Source organism: Sphingomonas hankookensis, from assembly GCF_028551275.1.
Lineage (GTDB): Bacteria > Pseudomonadota > Alphaproteobacteria > Sphingomonadales > Sphingomonadaceae > Sphingomonas > Sphingomonas hankookensis_A.
On record NZ_CP117025.1, the window covers coordinates 260,046 to 278,577 of the forward strand.

At 68.9% G+C, this 18,532-nt stretch carries 16 protein-coding genes and 1 riboswitch; of the genes, 10 read left to right on the plus strand and 6 right to left on the minus strand.

The annotated features are described in order from the left end of the window. Nucleotides 1–60 precede the first annotated feature (60 nt). Nucleotides 61–262: riboswitch (cobalamin riboswitch) on the minus strand. 25 nt (nucleotides 263–287) lie between these two features. Then, nucleotides 288–806, plus strand: a complete 519-nt coding sequence (cobU, locus tag PPZ50_RS01305; RefSeq protein ID WP_066692007.1) for a bifunctional adenosylcobinamide kinase/adenosylcobinamide-phosphate guanylyltransferase — start codon at nucleotides 288–290, stop codon at nucleotides 804–806. 81 nt (nucleotides 807–887) lie between these two features. Here cobU and PPZ50_RS01310 read toward each other — a convergent pair whose 3' ends face one another. Further along, nucleotides 888–1,772 carry an NmrA family NAD(P)-binding protein gene (locus tag PPZ50_RS01310; RefSeq protein ID WP_066692009.1) on the minus strand — a complete coding sequence of 295 codons (885 nt, stop codon included), beginning with the start codon at nucleotides 1,770–1,772 and terminating at the stop codon, nucleotides 888–890. Between the two features lie 82 nt (nucleotides 1,773–1,854). Here PPZ50_RS01310 and PPZ50_RS01315 point away from each other — a divergent pair, with 82 nt between their 5' ends. Beyond that, nucleotides 1,855–2,724: a hypothetical protein gene (locus PPZ50_RS01315; RefSeq protein ID WP_066692011.1), complete on the plus strand. Its 870-nt coding sequence runs from the start codon at nucleotides 1,855–1,857 to the stop codon at nucleotides 2,722–2,724. Here the strand turns inward: PPZ50_RS01315 and PPZ50_RS01320 are convergent. Together PPZ50_RS01320 and PPZ50_RS01325 are read right to left on the minus strand one after the other, a co-directional pair. Continuing rightward, complete coding sequence (locus PPZ50_RS01320) at nucleotides 2,646–3,866, minus strand: glycosyltransferase family 4 protein (RefSeq protein WP_084401684.1); 1,221 nt, start codon at nucleotides 3,864–3,866, stop codon at nucleotides 2,646–2,648. The genes PPZ50_RS01315 and PPZ50_RS01320 overlap by 79 nt on opposite strands. Next, nucleotides 3,863–4,927, minus strand: a complete 1,065-nt coding sequence (locus PPZ50_RS01325; RefSeq protein WP_066692013.1) for a glycosyltransferase family 4 protein — start codon at nucleotides 4,925–4,927, stop codon at nucleotides 3,863–3,865. The genes PPZ50_RS01320 and PPZ50_RS01325 overlap by 4 nt, the downstream gene beginning before the upstream one ends. A 142-nt stretch (nucleotides 4,928–5,069) precedes the next feature. Here PPZ50_RS01325 and PPZ50_RS01330 point away from each other — a divergent pair, with 142 nt between their 5' ends. From PPZ50_RS01330 to PPZ50_RS01340, 3 genes are all read left to right on the plus strand, one after another. Beyond that, the gene (locus PPZ50_RS01330) at nucleotides 5,070–7,079 is read left to right on the plus strand and encodes an HAD-IIB family hydrolase (protein WP_232308020.1); all 2,010 of its coding nucleotides are present in this window, start codon (nucleotides 5,070–5,072) and stop codon (nucleotides 7,077–7,079) included. Further along, nucleotides 7,076–7,909, plus strand: a complete 834-nt coding sequence (locus PPZ50_RS01335) for a glycosyltransferase family 2 protein (protein ID WP_198158587.1) — start codon at nucleotides 7,076–7,078, stop codon at nucleotides 7,907–7,909. The genes PPZ50_RS01330 and PPZ50_RS01335 overlap by 4 nt, the downstream gene beginning before the upstream one ends. Before the next feature lie 215 nt (nucleotides 7,910–8,124). Continuing rightward, entirely contained in the window at nucleotides 8,125–8,682 is a 558-nt protein-coding gene (locus PPZ50_RS01340; protein ID WP_066692018.1) for a hypothetical protein, read from the plus strand. On the opposite strand, the gene PPZ50_RS01345 is transcribed toward PPZ50_RS01340, so the two are convergent. After that, entirely contained in the window at nucleotides 8,643–9,743 is a 1,101-nt protein-coding gene (locus PPZ50_RS01345; RefSeq protein ID WP_066692020.1) for a glycosyltransferase, read from the minus strand. The genes PPZ50_RS01340 and PPZ50_RS01345 overlap by 40 nt on opposite strands. Nucleotides 9,744–9,876: 133 nt before the next feature. Here PPZ50_RS01345 and PPZ50_RS01350 point away from each other — a divergent pair, with 133 nt between their 5' ends. Beyond that, a complete protein-coding gene (locus tag PPZ50_RS01350; RefSeq protein WP_157092773.1) occupies nucleotides 9,877–10,644 on the plus strand; it encodes a hypothetical protein in 768 nt (255 codons plus the stop codon). Nucleotides 10,645–10,807: 163 nt separating this feature from the next. On the opposite strand, the gene PPZ50_RS01355 is transcribed toward PPZ50_RS01350, so the two are convergent. Both PPZ50_RS01355 and PPZ50_RS01360 read right to left on the minus strand, forming a co-directional pair. Next, a complete protein-coding gene (locus PPZ50_RS01355) occupies nucleotides 10,808–12,247 on the minus strand; it encodes a glycosyltransferase family 39 protein (RefSeq protein WP_066692025.1) in 1,440 nt (479 codons plus the stop codon). A gap of 22 nt (nucleotides 12,248–12,269) precedes the next feature. Further along, nucleotides 12,270–13,877, minus strand: a complete 1,608-nt coding sequence (locus PPZ50_RS01360) for an inorganic phosphate transporter (protein ID WP_084401686.1) — start codon at nucleotides 13,875–13,877, stop codon at nucleotides 12,270–12,272. 253 nt (nucleotides 13,878–14,130) lie between these two features. Here PPZ50_RS01360 and PPZ50_RS01365 point away from each other — a divergent pair, with 253 nt between their 5' ends. The 4 genes from PPZ50_RS01365 (at nucleotide 14,131) to PPZ50_RS01380 (ending at nucleotide 18,523) form a co-directional block, all read left to right on the plus strand. Beyond that, a complete protein-coding gene (locus PPZ50_RS01365) occupies nucleotides 14,131–14,487 on the plus strand; it encodes a hypothetical protein (RefSeq protein WP_066692027.1) in 357 nt (118 codons plus the stop codon). A 205-nt stretch (nucleotides 14,488–14,692) separates the two neighbouring features. Beyond that, nucleotides 14,693–15,109, plus strand: a complete 417-nt coding sequence (locus PPZ50_RS01370) for a DUF2147 domain-containing protein (protein WP_066692770.1) — start codon at nucleotides 14,693–14,695, stop codon at nucleotides 15,107–15,109. Then, nucleotides 15,102–17,726, plus strand: coding sequence for a bifunctional lysylphosphatidylglycerol flippase/synthetase MprF (gene mprF, locus PPZ50_RS01375; RefSeq protein ID WP_272815687.1), 2,625 nt, complete (start codon nucleotides 15,102–15,104; stop codon nucleotides 17,724–17,726). Before PPZ50_RS01370 ends, mprF begins: the two co-directional genes overlap by 8 nt. After that, entirely contained in the window at nucleotides 17,723–18,523 is an 801-nt protein-coding gene (locus tag PPZ50_RS01380; protein WP_084401688.1) for an AcvB/VirJ family lysyl-phosphatidylglycerol hydrolase, read from the plus strand. Before mprF ends, PPZ50_RS01380 begins: the two co-directional genes overlap by 4 nt. Nucleotides 18,524–18,532 lie beyond the last annotated feature (9 nt).

Genomic DNA, 18,532 nt, shown 5'->3' on the forward strand with positions numbered 1-18,532 from the left:
CCCCCAAACGACGTCGTCACGCGAGGAAACCCTCGATCGCCCGGCACACCCCGTCCGCGCGAAGGACAACCGCGACGGGCAGGTCTCCTGGCTCGCGGGTCATCGCCTTGCCCGGCCTTCCCGGACCTTGGGTCCAGTGGCACACGGGGGAGCAAGGCTCGCCGGTCACAGTTGCGGGGGCAGCCCCGGATGGCGCGTCGCAAACGCGCTTCCGGGTTCCCTTTTCATCCCATTTCTGGGAACCTGTCGCATCCGCGCCCTTAGAGCGCATCGGGGCACAGGACAAGATGGCGACGACAACCCTGTTCGTGGGCGGCGCGCGCTCGGGCAAGAGCCGGCTGGCGCAGACGACGATGGAAGCGCTGCCGAGACCATGGACCTATCTCGCCACGGCGGAGGCGTGGGACGCGGAGATGGCCGACCGCATCACCCGCCACCGCGCGGATCGCGGACCCGGCTGGCGCACGGTCGAATGTCCGCTCGACCTGCCGCAGGCGATTGGTGCGGCTACGGGGCCGGTGCTCGTCGATTGCCTGACCTTGTGGCTGACCAATGTGATGCTGGGCGGGCATGACGTCGCGCGGCATAGCGCCGAGCTGATCGCGGCGATCGGCGCGGCGCGGCACCCGCTGATGCTGGTCAGCAACGAAGTGGGCCTGGGCATCGTGCCCGACCATCCGCTGGGCCGCGCGTTTCGCGACGAGGCGGGGCGGCTCAACCAGGCGGTGGCGGCGGCGGTCGACCGATGCTGGTTCGTGGTGGCGGGGATGGTGCTACCGCTCGCCTCCTTCTCCCCCGAAAACTGATCGTACCCCCGCGCAGGCGGGGGTCCAGAGCCAATAGCGCGCCGCCCGGTTACCCTGGATCCCCGCCTGCGCGGGGATACGTCATTGTTCCTTCACGACATTCCGCAACGGCGTCCACGCCACTTCGTACCGCGCATTATCCACCGGCCCGCTCGGCGCACGACCGTCGAACATGTTGTGGAGATACTGCATCCCCTGCCACGCCGGAAACACCTGGTCGCGCGCCGGGAACAGCCGTCGCGTCACCCCGATCATCCGCTCCAGCGCGCCGAGCGACCCGGCGCGCAACAGGCCATAGGGCTTGCCCGTCACCTCCCCCATCAACGCCGCCAGATCGCGCGCGCTGACCTCGGCGCCGGCGATCTGCAGGTTGCGCGGCGCGGCGGGGTCGAGTGCGGCGGCGGCGGTATAGGCCGCCACATCGTCCTTGGTCGTCAGCGCGAACTTCACGTCCGCGTCGCCCCAGTACAGCACGCGCCGCACCCGCCGCTGGATCAACGGCATCTGCCCGTTCAGCATGTCCGCGAACGCGCCGTTGAAGATCGACGTGGCCAGGATCGGCGCGGTGTCGATCCGCGTACGGAACGCGCGACGCAGGTCGAAATTGCGGTTCTTGCCGGTCGGCAACGCGCGATAGTCGATCGAAAAGTCCGACGGGATGAACCGCGCCGCCCCACCGCCCAGCGCCGCGTCGAGCAGCTTCGTCTGGGTATCGAGGATCGTCTCGCCCAGCCCGTTCAGCGCCGACACGACGCACACCACCCCGCGACAGGCATGGGCCAGCGCCTGCGCATCGTCGAAATCCACGGGGCAGGGATCGGCGCCGATGCTCGCCAGCGCGGCGATCCGGCCGGCCGCGGTGCTGGGGCGGACCAGCGCACGCACCTTCGCCCCGCGCGCGACCGCGGCTTTCGCGATCCGCCCGCCCAAATCGCCGGTCGCGCCCGCGACGATGATCGTGTCCATGTTCGTCCCCGTTGCCCTGTCACCGGCGAACTGCCGAGCCTGTCGTGCGTTCCCGCTGACCGTAACGCAAGAGGGTGGCCATATGACCGAAGCGATCGCCGGGCCGCGCTGTCCGATCTGCGGCAACGACCGCTGGCACGACCGCGCGCTGCCGGAATGCACCCATTGCGGTCTGGTGGTCGCCACTCTCGCTTTCGACGCCGCGACGCTACGCGACGCTATCGCCGAAAGCCTGCGCGATGGCACACCGGAACGGGGCTTCGCGCTCGCCCCCCATGCCCGGCGCAACGCCGCCTGGGCGCTCGGACTGGTCGACGGCGAACCCGCCACGCCATGTCCGCATGCCGTAACGCTCGGCATGATCGCCCGCGCGAGGGAAGCGGATGCGACCGCCGCGATGCTGACGGATTTGCGGCCGCATTTTCCCCGCCCGATCGTCCTGCTCGACGGCACGCCGGACGATGCGGCATCGCTCGCGCAGGCGGTGCCGTGGGCGCAGGTCCACGCCCATCCGCTGAACGGCGACTTCGCGGCACAGCGCAACCGGGTGCAGGCGCTGGCGGACGGCTGGGTGCTACAACTCGACAGCGACGAGACGCCCGATGCTGCGCTGCTGGCCGCGCTCGGCTGGTTGACAGAAGCGGCGGATCGGGACGGGCTGTGGGCGCTGGGGCTGCCGCGCCGCAACTTGGTCGATGGCGCGCAATCCGCGCTGTGGCCCGACATCCAATATCGCCTGACCCGCGCGCACATCCGCTTCGCCGGCACCGTGCACGAACGCCCGGTCGTGCCGTTCGAACGCACGTCGCTGGCGCTGGCCGGGGCGATCGACCATCACCTCGTCCGCGCCCGCGTGATCGAACGCTCGCGGGTCTATGAGGCCATGTCGGCCGGCGCCGGACGCCCCGGCGACGAAGCCGCGCTGCTGCGCCCGTTCACCGCCGCGACATAAGCGGCGGTCGTCTCCCCGGCCAAGCCGGCGCGGGTGAAGCGTCCCGCCGCCACCCGCGCCGCGGTCGATAACGCCTGCCGCAGATCGTCGTCGCGCAGCATCCGCCGCAAGATCGCGCCCAGCGCGTCCGCGGTGCAGTCGTCTGCCAGCAACCCCGCGCCGCTGCCGCCGACGAACAGCCGCGCACTCGGGTCTTCGCCACATGCCGCGATCGGCCGGCCAAAGGTCATCGCCTCCTGATAGACCAGCCCGAAACTCTCGTAGCGCGACGGCGCGACGACGATATCGGCCCCGGCAAGCGACGCATGCAGCATGTCGTCCTCGACCCGGTGATAGCTGTCGATCCGTTTGAGCGCCGCCGGCGGTAACCGATCGAGTTCCTGCCGGTGCAGCCCGATCATCGTCAGCCGGAAGTCGGGCAGCGTGCCGGCATCCGCCTCCGCCGCCAGTGCCGGCAGCGCGCCGATCAGCGCATCGGTCCCCTTGCGCGGTTCGTTGCGCCCGACGAACAACAGCCGCAGCACGTCGTTGCCCGGCGGATAGGGCGCCGCCCGCCCCGCATCGACGATCGCCGGCGGCAGGCTGAGGCCGATCACCGCATGGCCCGGCCCCGGCGGCTGCGTGCCATAGAGTGCGGCGACCTTGGCACCATGCGCCTCGGTATTGGAGATCAGCCCCGCCGACGCCCGCGCCGACAATGCCTCCAGCGTCACCGCCGCCCAGCGGTCGATCCGGTCGCGCAGCGTCCGTGGCTTCGCCGCGCTGGTCGCGACCGGCGTCGAATTGCGCGTCACCAGCGGTGCCGGCCCGGTCAGCGCGACCCACAGGCCCGGCGCATACCAGTTGGTCGCCTCGATCACGTCGAACGGCCGCTCGGCATGGAGCCGCCGCACCGTCCGCGCGACCATCGCCGGGCCGCAGAGATGGCCGATGCCGGGCCAGCGCCGCAGCCGGGCGAACCACCCGTCCTCGGCCGCACCGATCACTTCCACGCCATCGCTGCTGCTGCGGCCCGTCCGGTCCATCGTGACGACGCGCACGTCATGCCCCGCTTCGGCCAGCGCATGGGCGATTTCGCACGCGGCGCGCGACAGGCCGCTCTTTTCGGGCGGATAGGCCCAGGTCAGCAGCCCGATCCTCATGCGCCCGCTCCCGATGCGAGGGCGATCCGTTGCCGGTAGAGCGTCACATAATCCTCCGCCATGCGTGTCGCGGTGAAGCGTTCCTCGAACCGTGCGCGCACCCGCGCCCGGTCGATCGTGTCGATCTTCGCCAGCGCGGCGACCGCCTCTTCCTCCGTCTTCACGATGAAGCCGGTCACGCCTGGCTCGACCACCTCGCGCACGCTGCCGCGATCCCACGCGATCACCGGCGTCCCGCAGGCCATCGCCTCGATCATCACCAGCCCGAACGGTTCGGGCCAGTCGATCGGGAAGAGCAGCGCCGCCGCCTCGCCCAGCAGCGCCTGTTTCGCGCGGTCGTCGACCTCACCGACATGGATCGCATCGTCGCCCAGCAGCGGCGCGACCCGCTCCTCGAAATAACGTGGATTGCCGACATCGATCCCGCCTGCCAGCCGGATCGGCCGCCCGGCGGCGCGGGCCACGCGGATCGCGACGTCGGGCCGCTTCTGATCGGTCATCCGGCCGATGAAAACGACGCCTTCCCCGCCCGGTCCGGCCACGAACCGGTCGGCCGGAATGCCGTGATGCACGACGCCCGCCCGATTGGCGCGCGGCAGGTCACGGGCCTGCGCCTGCGAGATCGCCGCGACCGGCAATTCGGGAAAGCTGTGGAAGAATAACTTGCGGTCCAGCTCGTCGAGCCGCCAGTGCACTGTCGTCAGGCTGCGCCCGATCCGGTCGCCCAGCACCGCGGCATGGGCGAATTCGCCATGGCAATGAACGATGTCGAACTCGGTCAGATGTTGCGCCAGCAGCCCCAGCTGCGCCGCCTCCAGCGCGGCAGGAACGCCCGGTGCGACCGGGCCGTGATACGCCTCCAGCGCCGACAGGCTGGGATGCGCCGACAGGTGCCGCGCGGTGGTCACGCTGTCGCTGGGCGCGATCAGCGTCACGTCATGGCCCATCGCCATCAGCGCCTCGGTCAGGTCGGACACGACCCGTTCGGTGCCCCCGGTACCGCGCGGCGGCGTGGGGTAGATGACCGGGGCGATCTGCGCGATGCGAAGCGGGGATACCATCGCCCACCGGAACAAAGCCAAGCGGCAACGGTTCCTGTCAGGGCGGCAATAAGTCCGCGTTTTTCAACGGGAAAGTTCCGTAATGTTCATCCTCCACCTCGCCCTGCAGGGATGTCTTCGCGCGCGTGAGGTGGAATATGGAGTGACGGCGGATACCGGCGGCCATATCCGCTACCTCCTCGATCTGGTTGCCGCGACTGGCGGGCATCCAGGCATTACCCGGACCGAAATCGTCACCAGAGCCTTTCGTGGCGGGCCGCTGGGCGAAGGCTATTGGCGCGAAAGCGAGTTTATCGACGATACGACGCGCATCGTCCGCTTGCGCTCGGCCAGCGACGCCTATCTGCCGAAGGAAGCGCTGTGGACGGAGACCGACAGCTTCGTCGACGCACTGGTCGCGCATATCGCGGCGCTCGACCGCCGTCCCGACCTGATCCACGCCCATTATGCCGATGCCGGCGCGGTGGCGGCGGCGGTCAAGGCGCGGCTCGGCATTCCCTATATCTTCACCGCCCATTCGCTGGGCCGCGTCAAGCAGGTGGCGTTCGGCACCGACTGCGCCGAAACCGCCGGCCTCGAACGCCGCATCGCAATCGAGGATCATGCCATCGCCCATGCCGATGCGATCATCGCCTCCTCGCGCGACGAGGCGGAGGTGCAATATGCCGGCTATCCCAGCTACGATCCCGGCCGCATCCGCATCATCCCGCCGGGCAGCGACCTCGGGCTGTTCGCCGGTAACTGCACCGACGCGCTGGTCGATGCGCGGATCGACCGCTTCCTCGCCGACCCCTCCAAGCCCGTCATCCTCGCGCTGGCCCGCCCGGTCAGCAAGAAGAACCTCGCCGCGCTCGTCCATGCCTATGGCCGCTGCCCGGCGCTACAGACCGCCGCGAACCTCGTCATCGTGGCCGGCACGCGCGACGATCCGCGCAGCCTCGAACCCGAACTGGCTGGCAACATGGCCGAGCTGTTCGCGCTGATCGACCGCTACGACCTCTACGGATCGGTCGCGATTCCCAAGACCCACGCCCCGCACGAAGTCCCCGCCATCTACGCCCATGCCCGGGCCAAGCGCGGCATCTTCGTCAATCCGGCGCTCAACGAACCCTTCGGGCTGACCCTGCTGGAAGCGGCGGCGTCGGGACTGCCGCTGGTCGCGACCGACAGCGGCGGGCCGAACGACATCATCGAAGGCTGCAACAACGGCATCCTCGTCGACCCGCGCGACCCGCATGCCATCGGGCAGGCGATGTTGAAGATCCTGTCCGACGATGCGCTATGGGACACCTATTCGCACGCCGGCGCAACGGCGGCCGAGCTGTACGACTGGGACGGCCATGTCGCGCGCTATGCCGAACTGGCGGCGGCGGTGATCGCGCCGCCGGCTCCGGCGATCGAGACGCCACGCCTGCTGCTCGTCTCCGATATCGACAACACGCTGTTGGGTGAAACCGAGGCGGCGCAGGCGTTCAACCTGTGGCACGGCGACCAGCACGACATGCTGTTCGGCATCGCCACCGGGCGCAGCCTGCACAGCGCACTGGCGATCCTCGCGCAGAACCAGGTCGCACCGCCCGCCGTCATGATCACCTCGGTCGGATCGGAAATCTACCACCGCATCCATGGCGGCGTGTACGCCCGCGACGATGCGTGGACCGCGATCATCGACGCCGGCTGGGATCGTGCCGCCATCGCCGCCCTGCTGGCCGAACAGGGCGAGCTGCGCCCGCAAAGCCCGCTCGAACAGCGCAGCCACAAATTGAGCTATTTCACCGGTGGCGAACCCGACATTGCCGAACGTATCCGCGACCTGCTGGCCGGCGCTGGCTTCGCCGCATCGGTGATCCACAGCCATGGCCGCTATCTCGACATCTTGCCCTTGGCCGCGTCGAAGGGGACGGCGGTCGATTATGTCCGCCGCCGCGCGCAGATGCGCCGTGATCAGGTGATCGTCGCGGGCGACAGCGGCAACGATGTCGAAATGCTGCGCGCCTGCGCCCATGCGATCATCGTCGGCAATTATTCCGACGGCCTGGCGCAGCGTCCCGACCTCGCCCACAGCTATGTCGCCCGGCGCGGCTATGCGTTCGGGATCATGGAGGGAGTCGCCCATTTCCGCGGGCAACCGGCACAGCGTCTGTCGGCGTGATCTCGGTCTGCACGCTGGTGCGCGGGCGGACCGCGCAACTGGCGAATCTGTTGTGGGGCATCGCCGCACAGACGCGCAAGCCCGACGAGCTGGTCATCGCCTATATGCAGCCGCAAGCGCCCGCCGGCCTGCCCGACCCCGGCGTACCGGTGCGGGAGGTGTTCGTGCCGGGAGACCCGATGCCGCTGGCCGAAGCGCGCAACGCCGCCGCTGCGACCGCGCGGGGCGAGCGGCTGATCTTCCTCGACGTCGATTGCGTGCCCTCGCCGACCTTGGTCGAACGCTACGACCAGGCATTGGACACCGCGCCCGGCGTCTATCTGGGCGAGGTGCGCTATCTGCCGCCCGGCCCCTTCGATCCGGCGAAGGGCGTCCGCCACCCGGCCAAGCCGGCGCTGTCCGACGACGAAACCCGCCCCGTCCCCAGCCATGGCGAGCTATGGGGCCTGTCCTTCGCCCTGCCCCGTTCGGCATGGGACGCGGCAGGCGGCATGGACACCGGTTATGTCGGCTATGGCGGCGAGGAAACGGATTTCGCCTGGCGGCTGGCAGCCGCCGGCATCCCGATGGCGTGGGTCGGCGGCGCGGTGGCGTTTCACCAGCATCACCCCGTCCACATCCCGCCGCTCCACCAGTTCGACGCGATCCTGCGCAACGCCACCCGCTTCCGCGCGCGCTGGGGGCGGTGGTGCATGGATTATTGGCTGGGCCAGTTCGCACAGGCTGGACTGATCCGGTGGAGCGCCGACAGCGACACGATCGACCGCCTGCGCGCGCCGACGCTGGCGGAAATCGCCGCCAGCCGGCGTGAGGATGCGCTGTTCAGCTAGTTACCTCTCCGTCACCCTCCCTTCTTCGTACCCCCGCGCAGGCGGGGGTCCAGGGTAACGAAGCGCGGCGCTTGAGGCTCTGGACCCCCGCCTGCGCGGGGGTACGGCCATGCTTGAACGAGCCGATAATTCTCCATCAAATCTGCACAACCCCTCCCTTCGCGATCCATATCGCCCTGCGATACCCTCCGGCAGAGACCGCGAAAGGACCGCCCATGACCCGTTCGATCAACCCGCACCTGCTCGGCTGGAGCGCCGCCGCCGCGCTGCTCGCCGTGCCGTTCGTCGCCGGCGCGCCATGGACGCCCGCCGACTATGTCTTCGCGGCCGTCATGCTCGGCGTAGCAGGCGGCGCGATCGAATTGGGCCAGCGCGCGTCGACCGGCCTTGCCTATCGTGCAGGCACGCTGGTCGCGGTCGCCGCCGCGTTCCTGCTGGTGTGGATCAACGCGGCGGTCGGGTTCTTCGGCAGCGAGGATAAAGACGTCAACGCGGTCTTCGGCCTCGTCCTGCTGGTCGCGGTCGGCGGTACGCTCCTCGCCCGCCTCCGCCCCCGTGGCGTCGCCCGTGCCATGGCCGCCACCGCCGTGACGCAGTTCGCGATCGGGCTGACCGGCATCGCCGCCGGCTGGGCTGCGCCCAACCCGGTCGGCGTTCGCACGACTCTGGGCGGCACAGCCTTCTTCTGCGTGCTATGGCTCGCCAGCGCCGCGCTGTTCGCCCGTGCCGCGCGTCAGTCGGCCCAGAGCCGCACCGCCAGCCCCTCGATATAGTCCGCCGCCCGCGCCGCAGCGCCCGGATCATACAGCGCCGCCAAAGCCGCCGGGTCGAGCGCCTTCGCCTGATCCAGCAACCCGCGCCAGGGGCTAAGCGACCCCGGCCATTGGTGCAGCGCCACCGCCGCGCCGACTTCCGCCAGCCGGTCGGCCTTGCGCGTCTGCTCGGCAAAATACCGCCATTCGGGCGCGCAGATATAGGGCCGCCCGACCCGCGCGATCTCATGCACCGTATTGTCGCCGGCGGATGCGATCACGACATCGGCGGCGGCAATGTGGTCGGTCACGCCATCGACCCAGCCCTTTTCGACCAGATTGCCGAAATCGGTCTCATGCCCCTCGCGGTGCACCGGTCCGACCACCAGCCACAGCGCGTCCGGCACCGCCCGCGCCGCCATGGTGAGGGGCGCATAGGGCGTCCCCGCCCCGCCGCCGCCGGTCAGCACCAGCACGACCTCGCGCTCCGGATCGATCCCCAGCCGCGCCCGCGCCTCCGCCTTGGTCGGCACCGCATCGGTGGTGGTGCATAGCCCGCCGGTATAACAGGTCTTGGCCCGGCCCCAGTCGGGGAAGTCGTCCTGCTCGATCCTCTCGTCGAACGGCGCCAGCAGCCCGACACACGCCTGATACGCGCCCAGATGCCCCGGATCGGTGCGGTCGCCATGCATGCGGATCTTGATCGCCGGCACGCTGGCGATCCGCGCCATCAGCGCGATCTCCGCCGATACATCGACCACGAACAAGGCCGGGGCGGCATCGTCGAGATGGTCGAGGATCGTGCGCATCGTCCGCCGCGTGGCGTCCACGCCCAGCGGCACGCAATGCAGCACTTCCGGCGTCGGCTGATCGAACAGCGCGGCCGTCGGCACCGGCGCGCCGATCATGTTGGGCAGTTGCACCAGATCGACCGGCCGGTCGAACCCGTCGAACAATTCGGGCCGCGCGCACAGGATCGTCACGCGGCGGTCGGCGGGCAGTTCGCGGATGATCGCCATCGCCCGGTTGGCGTGGCCACGCCCCTGATGATGGATGAAGAAGGTGATCGGCCGCGTCGTCATATGTCCCCCGGAGAAACCCGTCTGGCTGCACGAACGCCGGGAACCCTTGCCGGCTCCCTGCGTAGCCCCGACAAGCGAAAATTATTTCGGGATCACAATGATTTCCGATGATTCGCATGGGAATATGAACTGCATGTCGACCTGGACGACCCCGCGTGCCGGCCTCTCCATCCTGCGCCGCGGCGATACCCCGATCCGCGCCATCCAGGTCTATGGACAGCGTTGTTCGGGGACCAACGTCCTGATCCGATCGATCGAGGCCAATCTCGGCCCCGCCGCCTTTACCGAAAGCTACGGCTTCAAACACTGGTTCGTGCCCGAACAGGTGCTCTTCCCGCGCGACGTGATGGTGCTGGCGGTCGCGCGCGAGTCCGTAGACTGGGTGCGCAGCCTGCATCGCCAGCCCTGGCACGCCCATCCGGAGCTGAAGGCGCTCGGCTTCTCCGACTTCATCCGCGCGCCGTGGCACAGCTATTGGGACAAAGAGTTCTGGGGGGTAGAGGACGACCATCCGGTGCTGGGGCGCGAGATGCTGCACGAACGCTGCCCCGATACCGGCGAACGCTTCGCCAACCCGCTCGCCAAGCGTACCGCGAAGCTGCGCCACTGGAGCGGCCTGCACGACCGCGCGCACCATGTCGCGCTGCTCAGCCATGAAGCGTTCGTCGCCGACCCCGCCGGCGTGATCGCCGACCTGTCCGCCGCCACCGGCCTGCCCATGGCCGACCCGTTCGTGTCGCAGGACAGCTACAAGGGGCAGGGCAAGCGCCCCTTCACCCCCACCGCCTATGCCGACATTTCCGACACCGACCGCGCGCATATCCATGCCTGGCTCGATCCGGAGGTGGAGGCGCGGTTCGGCTTCACCATCCCGGTGCCGCAAGCGGAGGCGGCGGAATAGGGGTTCGCGCGGAGGCGCGGAGACGCGGAGGCGTTGCGTTCCAGGCGAATGCCGCGCGATCGGGAGACGCTTGTTCCCGTTGCAACGGGAAAGAGACCGCCGGCGCGAGAGAGGGTTGCTACAGGCGCAACCCCTCCGCGTCTCCGCGCCTCCGCGCGAACCCCTATCTTTCTTTTACCTTCGCCCGCCGAACCAACCCGGCCAACGCGACCGTCAGCACCCCGGCAACCGCAGCCCAGATCGCCAGCCCCTGCCACGGCGTGTACCCGAACCACTCGTCCGCCACCGTCCGCAGATAGCCGGGATCGAACCGCTCGCGGAACACCGCCACCGCCAGCGCGCGCGGTTCGCCCCCCGGCGCGGTGATCTCGGCACTGGCGATCGCCATGTTGAGTACGACCGACCCGGCCAGCAGCACCGCGACAGCGGTTCGCGACCAGCGCGTCGCCTGCGCCCAGAACGCGCCGATACCGATGCACAGGAACCCGACCGCTGGCAGCGCGTGGCGCGGCCCCGTCGCGTTGCCGCCGTCCCAGTAATAATAGCTGGCGTTGATCAGGAACGGCACCACCGCCCCTGCGACCGCCAACCAGCCGATCGCCCGCGTCGCCGGATCGCGCACCAGCATCGCGATGCCGAACGGCGCGACGATCAGGATCGGCGCGACCCACAATATCCCCCGCCGCTCGCCGAAGGTCAGTTCGTACAGGACATAGGGCTTAGGATAGGTCAGCCCGAAAAACCCCTCCTGCATGCCGGCAAAGTCGGTGACCCCCGAATAGCCGAGCCGAAACACCGTCCCGAACGCGATCAGGTTATAGCCGACCAGCACCACCAGCGCGCTCGCCCCGACCGCCAGCGCGACGACAACGGTCCGCACCGCCTCCCCGCGCGGCAGCGACCGCAGCCGCCACAAGGCATAGCCCGCAACCGGCAGCCCGGCGATCAGCGCGGAATGTTCGATCAGCACCGCCCAGCCGAGCGCAAGGCCCGCGACCACTGCATGAAACCACGACCGCCCCGGCCCGGTCCCGCGCCACACCGCCCAGCTCGCAATCACCAGCAGCGCGGCGACCGGCGCATGGCCGAAGATCGTCGTCGACCATCCCCAGACCGTCGTGCCCAGCCCATAGGACAAAGCCGCGACCGCCCCCGCCTCGACATCGCGGGTAACCCTGCGCACCAGATCGTAGAGCAGCATCGCCGCCAGCGCGCTCAAGACCGCGCAGATGGTGATCGCCACCAGCCGGATGCGAATTTTGAGGAAACGGTTGAACTCGCGATTCTCGAACCCCGGCACGAAATCGCTGGCGCGCTGGCCCGACACGGCATTCGCGACCATGACGGCGGGGATGCCCAGCACGGTGATGCCGGGCGCCTTGTCCGAATAATAATGATCGCCGAAATGCGCCTTGTCGATCGTCAGCGCGGCATATTCGTCGATGGTGGCGTCGCCCTCCTCGACCAGCGACAGCGTGGCGAACATGCGGACGGCGTTGTTGGGGTTGAACTCCCACGACCCGAACCACGCGCAGGAAAACCACACGAGGATCAGGATCACCCACGCGACCGGGTCGCGACGCAGCGGCGGGGAGGTCGGCATGCGTCGCTCCCCGTCGCGCAGGTCAGAAGATCCGGTTGAGCAGCAGGTACAGAGACCCCGACAGCAGCACCGACACCGGCAGCGTCAGCACCCATGCCATCAACAGGTTGCGCACCGTCGACATCTGCAACCCCGACCGGTTCGCCGCCATCGTGCCGGCGACGCCCGACGACAGGACATGCGTCGTCGACACCGGCAGGCCGAGGCTGTCGGCACCGAAGATCGTGCCCATCGCCACCAGTTCGGCCGACGCACCCTGCGCATAGGTCAGGTGGGTCTTGCCGATCTTTTCGCCCACCGTGACCACGATCCGCTTCCACCCGACCATGGTGCCCAGACCCAGGGCGAAGGCGACCGCGACCTTGACCCATAGCGGGATGAAGCGCGTGCCGGCGTCCAGCGACCCGCGATATTCGGTCAGCACCTTCTTGTCGCCTTCGGTCAGCGACAGCGTCGGCTCCTTGGCCAGCCTCTTCACCGCTTCCGACGTCAGGTACATGTCGTTGCGCATATTGCCGCTGACGGCGGCCGGCACCTTGGCCAGCGTGCCATATTCGCGGACCTGCTGCTCGATCGCGCCGACCATCGTGGTCACGGCGGGCACGGTTTCGGCGGTCAGCTTGCGGTCGGTGATGTAGCGCTGCGCCTGCGACCGCGCGGTCGCGTCGTCGGGCAGCGCGCCATCGCCCTGCGGCGTCAGCACGCGCACCGCGGCGGCGCTGTTGGTCGCGAACTGCGCCTCATATTGTGCCGGCACCGCGCGGTTCAGCGCATAGGCGGTGGGCACCGTGCCGATCAGGATCAGCATGATCAGGCCCATGCCCTTCTGCCCGTCGTTCGACCCGTGGGCGAAGCTGACGCCGGTGCAGGTGAAGATCAGCAGCGCGCGAATCCACAGCGGCGGTGGCGTGTCGCCGACCGGCGCCTCGTACAGCTTGCGGTTGCGGATCAGCGTCTTCATGGCGAGGAACAGCAGCGCGGCGACGCCGAAGCCGATCATCGGCGACACCAGCAGCGCCTTGCCGATCTCGGTCGCCTTGTCCCAGTCCACCCCGGCTGACCCGTTGCGCCCCTGCAGGATCGCATTGGCGACGCCGACGCCGATGATCGACCCGATCAGCGTGTGCGACGACGACGACGGAATGCCCAGCGCCCAGGTGGCGAGGTTCCACACGATCGCCGCGATCAGCAGCGCGAACACCATTGCGAATCCGGACGACGACCCCACTTGCAGGATCAGCTCGATCGGCAGCAGCGAGATGATGCCGAACGCGACCGCGCCGGTCGACATCAGCACGCCCAGGAAGTTGAACACTCCCGACCACACCACCGCGACATGGGCGGGCATCGAATTGGTGTAGATCACGGTCGCGACCGCATTGGCGGTGTCGTGGAAACCGTTCACGAATTCGAAGCCCAGCGCGATGATCAGCGCGAGCACCAGCAGCGCGAAGGGCATCAGCGTCAGCGGATCGACGCTGGCCGCCGCCGCATCGTGATAGACGTTGTAGACGACATAGCCGAGAGCGGCGACGATCGCCGTGGCGAATCCAAACGTACCGGCGCGGCCGAAGCCGTCGTCCAGTTTCGGGCCGGGGCGTCCATCCCGCTCCAGCGCTGCGCTCGTCATCGAAATTCCCCTGCCGAATGAACGTGTCGCCCTATCGGCGAAGTGTGACAGCTCTTCGGGAGCGTCGCACGCCCAACGCGTCGGCATCGCGGTTCGGCGATGCGCCCCATAGCGAACCGAATGCGCTTTGGCGATATGATGCGCGAAATCCCCGATTTGCGCCGATGGCGTTGCCTTGCCGCCACATGCCATGCGGCGAATCGGCACCGCTTCGCGCTTGACGACTCACCCGGCAGGGGTGCCATGCGGCGCCATGGATCAGCGCGAACCTCCCCCGTCCTCCGCCCATCGCCGCCGCATCGCGCTGGATGAGCGCACCTGCCGGATGATCTGCCCGATCGCCTCGGCGATGGTCGGCGTCTGCCTGACCGGCATCGGGCTGCTGCACGTCACCATCACCATGCGCGCGCGCCAGACGATCGCCGACGACCTGCTCTCGGTCGACGCGCTTCTCTTCCTGATCGCGACGCTCAGCTCCTATTTCGCGCTCAGGGTGCAGGGCACCAGGCGGCTGCACTGGCTGGAGCGGATCGCCGATGCGACCTTCATCCTCGCGATGCTGCTGCTGACGGCGGCATGCTTCATCATCACCTACGCGTTGAACCGGTAGGCGCACGCCCCATGCGTCACCCCCGCGAAGGCGGGGGTCCATATACGCCGACGCTAGCGATTCCTTCTCGGCCGTTGGCGGTTATGGGTTCCCGCCTTCGCGGGAATGACGAAAAGCCCCCAAACATTACCGATTGTTCAGCGCCCGCTGAACCGCCGGCAACCCGCCATTCGCTACGCCCTTCCCCATGAAGGGGAATCGAACGATGCGCGGATGGGCGGGAATCGCGGCGCTGGCGCTGGCCATGCCCGCCGCGGCCAACACGCCGGCCCAGCTGCCCGCCGGCCTGTGGCTCAGCCCGCACAACAATGTCGCGGTCCGCACCGGTCCGTGCGGCGCGCATCTGTGCGGCTGGGTGGTGTGGGCCAGCCCGTCCGCGCGCGCCGATGCGAAGGATGGCGGCGTCGACCGGCTGCTCGGCACCGAATTGCTCGAGGATTACGCCGCCGATGGCAGCGGAGCGTGGACCGGCACGGTGTTCGTGCCCGACATGGGCCGCCGCTTCGCCTCGCGCATCGACCTGCCCCGCCCCGATACGCTCCGGATTCGCGGCTGTATGTGGGGCGGCATGCTCTGCCGGACCCAGAGCTGGTCGCGGATCGAACAGGTGCCGCATGGCTGAGCTGCGCCGCCTGCTCGATCGCTATCGCACGCCGATCGGCGTCCTGGTCGTCCTTGCCCTCATCGCGCTGGGCTTCGCCGCGCTCCAGCATCTGACGCAGGAGATCCGCTTCGCCGATGTCCGCGCCGCGCTGCACGACCTGTCGGTGACCAAGATCGTCCTCGCCCTGCTCGCGACCGCCGGAAGCTATCTGGCGCTGACCTTCTACGACCTGCTGGCGTTGCATACCATCGCCCGCCCGCTCCCCTGGCGCACCGCCGCACTCGCCTCGTTCACCAGCTATACGCTCAGCCACAATCTTGGCCTCGCGCTGCTGACCGGCGGGTCGGCGCGCTACCGCATCTACAGCGCCGCCGGGCTGGACGGCCCCGACGTCGCGCGCGTCGTCGCCATCGCCAGCGGCACCTTCTGGGCCGGAGTCGTCAGCGTCACCGGAGTCGCGCTGCTGCTGCACCCGGGCGCGCTCGACCTTGCCGGCCTGAAACTGTCGGCAACGCAAGTCCAGGCCGCCGGCTGGAGCATCGCCGTGTTGACGATCGCGCTGCTCGGCGCCTGCGCGGTCGTGCGCGCGCCGATCCGCCTGTTCGGCTTTACCCTGCCCCTGCCAAGCCCCGGTCTGCTCCTCCTCCAGATCGCCATCGCGCTGGTCGACATCGCCTGCGCCAGTGCCGCGCTGTTCGTCCTGATCCCCGGCGCCGCGCCCGCTTTGCTGCCCGCCTTCATCCTCGCCTATACGCTCGGCATCGTCGCCGCCGTCGTCACCCATGTCCCGGGCGGCATCGGCGTGTTCGAAGCGGTCGTGCTGGCGGTGGTCCCGGTCGACCGCGCCACCCTGTTCGCCGCGCTGATCGCCTATCGCGTGCTCTATTACCTCCTGCCGCTCGGCTTCGGCGTCTTCGTCCTGGCGTGGCACGAAGGTGCGCGCCAGCGCCGCCGCTCCAGCCGCTTCCTCTCGGGCGTCCGCGCCGTCGCCACCGGAGTCGCTCCGCTGGCGCTGAGCGTCGCGACCTTCATGGCCGGTGCGATGCTGCTGCTGTCCGGCTCGCTCCCCTCGGTTCGCGCCCGCATGGGCGACCTCGCCGCCATCCTGCCGCTGCCGATGATCGAGTTCAGTTCGATCGCTGCCAGCCTGACCGGCACCGCGCTGCTCCTGCTCGCCCCCGCCCTCTATCGTCGCCTCGACGGCGCGTTCCTCGCCACCCGCACGCTGCTGATCGCCGCCGCGCTGTTTTCGATTCTCAAGGGGCTGGATTATGAGGAGGCGACCGCCTGCCTCACCGTCGCCGCGTTGCTGCAATGGACCCGCAGCGCCTTCTACCGCCGCACGGCCGTCACCGGGCAACCGGTCGGTCCCGGCTGGGTCGCGTCGGTCGCCGCCGTGATCGCACTGACGATCTGGGCGGGCTTCTTCGCCTATCGCCATGTCGATTATTCCGAAAATCTGTGGTGGAAGTTTGCGCTGCACAGCAATGCGCCGCGTTTCCTGCGCGCGACGCTGGGCGTCATCGTCATGCTCGCCGGTGCCTGTGTCTGGCGGCTGATGTCGCCGACCGCGACGGCGGCCCGCAGCGCGCTGTCGGAGGTCGATTCGGTGACCGTGCGTCGCATCCTCGCCAGCGCGAACCGGACCGACACGATGCTGGCGCTGACCGGCGACAAGCGCTTCCTGCTGTCGGACGCCGGCGACGCCTTCGTCATGTACCAGGTCCACGGTGCCAGCTGGGTGGTGATGGGCGATCCGGTCGGCCCGCGCGAGGCATGGGGCGAGCTGCTGTGGAATCTCCGCGACCTCGCCGACCGCGACCAGGGGCGGCTGCTGCTCTATCAGATTTCGTCGCCGGTGCTCGATATCGCGATCGGCATGGGGCTGAGCATCGTCAAATATGGCGAGGATGCCGTAGTCGATCTGACCAGCTTCACCCTCGACACCCCCCGCCTGCGCGCGCTGCGCAAGTCGGAACGCGCGGTCGCGCGCAAGGGCGCGCGGATGCACATCGTCGCCGCCAGCGAACTCGGCCCGATCATGGACGAACTCGAATCGGTCTCCGACGAATGGCTCCAGGCCAAGGCACAGCGGGAAAAGGGCTTCAGCCTCGGCCATTTCGACCGCGCCTATCTGTCGTTCTTCGACATGGCGGTGGTGACGATCGACGACCGCATCGTCGCCTTCGCCAATCTGTGGCTGACCGAAAACCGCAAGGAGGCGTCGGTCGACCTGATGCGCCACCGGTCGGACACCCCGCCCGGCACGATGGACTATCTGCTCGTCAACCTGATGCTCTGGGCGCAGCAACACGGCTATGCCCGCTTCTCGCTCGGCATGGCGCCGCTGTCGGGGATCGAGGATCGCCGGCTCGCTCCGGCATGGGCCAAGGCGGCGGCGTTCATCTTCCGCCATGGCGAGCGCTTCTACGGTTTCCGGGGCCTGCGCACCTACAAGGAGAAGTTCGCGCCGGGATGGGAGCCGCGCTACATCGCCGGGCCCGGCGGTGTCGGCCTGTTGCGGGGCCTGCGCGACCTGTCCCGCCTGATCTCGCGGCCCCAGCCCGCGCTCTACCTGCCCCCCGCTCCCGCCGCCGACACCCTCGCGCCCGAACCGAAAGTATCCCAGCCATGAACCGTCTCGACCGTCGTCGTCGCCTGCGCCGCCGTTTCGGCATCGGCGCGCTCCTTGCCGGGCTGCTGGTGCTGCTCGGTCTCGCTGCCCCAGCGCTCCATCTGATCGACAGCCAGTCGCTGCGCCTGTTCGACGGGGGCCGAAAGCATCCGGCGGTCGCCGCCGTCTATATCTCGGGCGACATGGGGCTGCGCTTCGGTCTGGGCAGCGAGGTCGTGCCCGCGCTCGCCGCGCACGGCATCCCGGTGGTCGGGGTCAGCTCCCCGGTCAATTTCGGCACGCGCAAGACCCGTGAACAGGTCGATGCGATCGTCGCGAACGCGATCCGCACCGCGCTGGCACGGACCGGGGCGCAGCGGGTGATCCTGATGGGTCAGTCGTTCGGCGCCGACATGGTATCGGCCACCGCCCCCGACCTGCCCGCCGACCTGCGCGCGAAAGTCGCGGCGATCAGCGTCGTTGTGCCTGCCGAAACCGTCTATTTCCGCTCCGACCCCACCGGCATCCTCTATCACGGCACGCCCGATGCCCGTCCCTCCGCGGCGATGCGTACGCTCGACTGGGCACCGGTCATCTGCATCTATGGCCGCGAGGAATCGGACAGCCTGTGCCCGACGCTCCGCGGCAGCCCTGCGCAGGTCGTCGGCCTGCCTGGCGGGCATTTCCTGCACCATGACGACCAGCTGGTGATCGCCACCATCCTTGCCACGCTGCGCATGGCCGATCCGCGCATCTTTGCCGGAATTTTTGTGCGCCGCACCCAAGCCCGCCTTGATCCGGACAAATCGTCCACTTAATACAGGGTC

Coding starts and splice junctions, on each gene's coding strand:
- cobU (WP_066692007.1), top strand. CDS start 288: ATGGCGACGACAACCCTGTTCGTGGGCGGCGCGCGCTCGGGCAAGAGC.
- PPZ50_RS01310 (WP_066692009.1), bottom strand. CDS start 1,772: ATGGACACGATCATCGTCGCGGGCGCGACCGGCGATTTGGGCGGGCGG.
- PPZ50_RS01315 (WP_066692011.1), top strand. CDS start 1,855: ATGACCGAAGCGATCGCCGGGCCGCGCTGTCCGATCTGCGGCAACGAC.
- PPZ50_RS01320 (WP_084401684.1), bottom strand. CDS start 3,866: ATGAGGATCGGGCTGCTGACCTGGGCCTATCCGCCCGAAAAGAGCGGC.
- PPZ50_RS01325 (WP_066692013.1), bottom strand. CDS start 4,927: ATGGTATCCCCGCTTCGCATCGCGCAGATCGCCCCGGTCATCTACCCC.
- PPZ50_RS01340 (WP_066692018.1), top strand. CDS start 8,125: ATGACCCGTTCGATCAACCCGCACCTGCTCGGCTGGAGCGCCGCCGCC.
- PPZ50_RS01345 (WP_066692020.1), bottom strand. CDS start 9,743: ATGACGACGCGGCCGATCACCTTCTTCATCCATCATCAGGGGCGTGGC.
- PPZ50_RS01350 (WP_157092773.1), top strand. CDS start 9,877: ATGTCGACCTGGACGACCCCGCGTGCCGGCCTCTCCATCCTGCGCCGC.
- PPZ50_RS01355 (WP_066692025.1), bottom strand. CDS start 12,247: ATGCCGACCTCCCCGCCGCTGCGTCGCGACCCGGTCGCGTGGGTGATC.
- PPZ50_RS01360 (WP_084401686.1), bottom strand. CDS start 13,877: ATGACGAGCGCAGCGCTGGAGCGGGATGGACGCCCCGGCCCGAAACTG.
- PPZ50_RS01365 (WP_066692027.1), top strand. CDS start 14,131: ATGGATCAGCGCGAACCTCCCCCGTCCTCCGCCCATCGCCGCCGCATC.
- PPZ50_RS01370 (WP_066692770.1), top strand. CDS start 14,693: ATGCGCGGATGGGCGGGAATCGCGGCGCTGGCGCTGGCCATGCCCGCC.
- mprF (WP_272815687.1), top strand. CDS start 15,102: ATGGCTGAGCTGCGCCGCCTGCTCGATCGCTATCGCACGCCGATCGGC.
- PPZ50_RS01380 (WP_084401688.1), top strand. CDS start 17,723: ATGAACCGTCTCGACCGTCGTCGTCGCCTGCGCCGCCGTTTCGGCATC.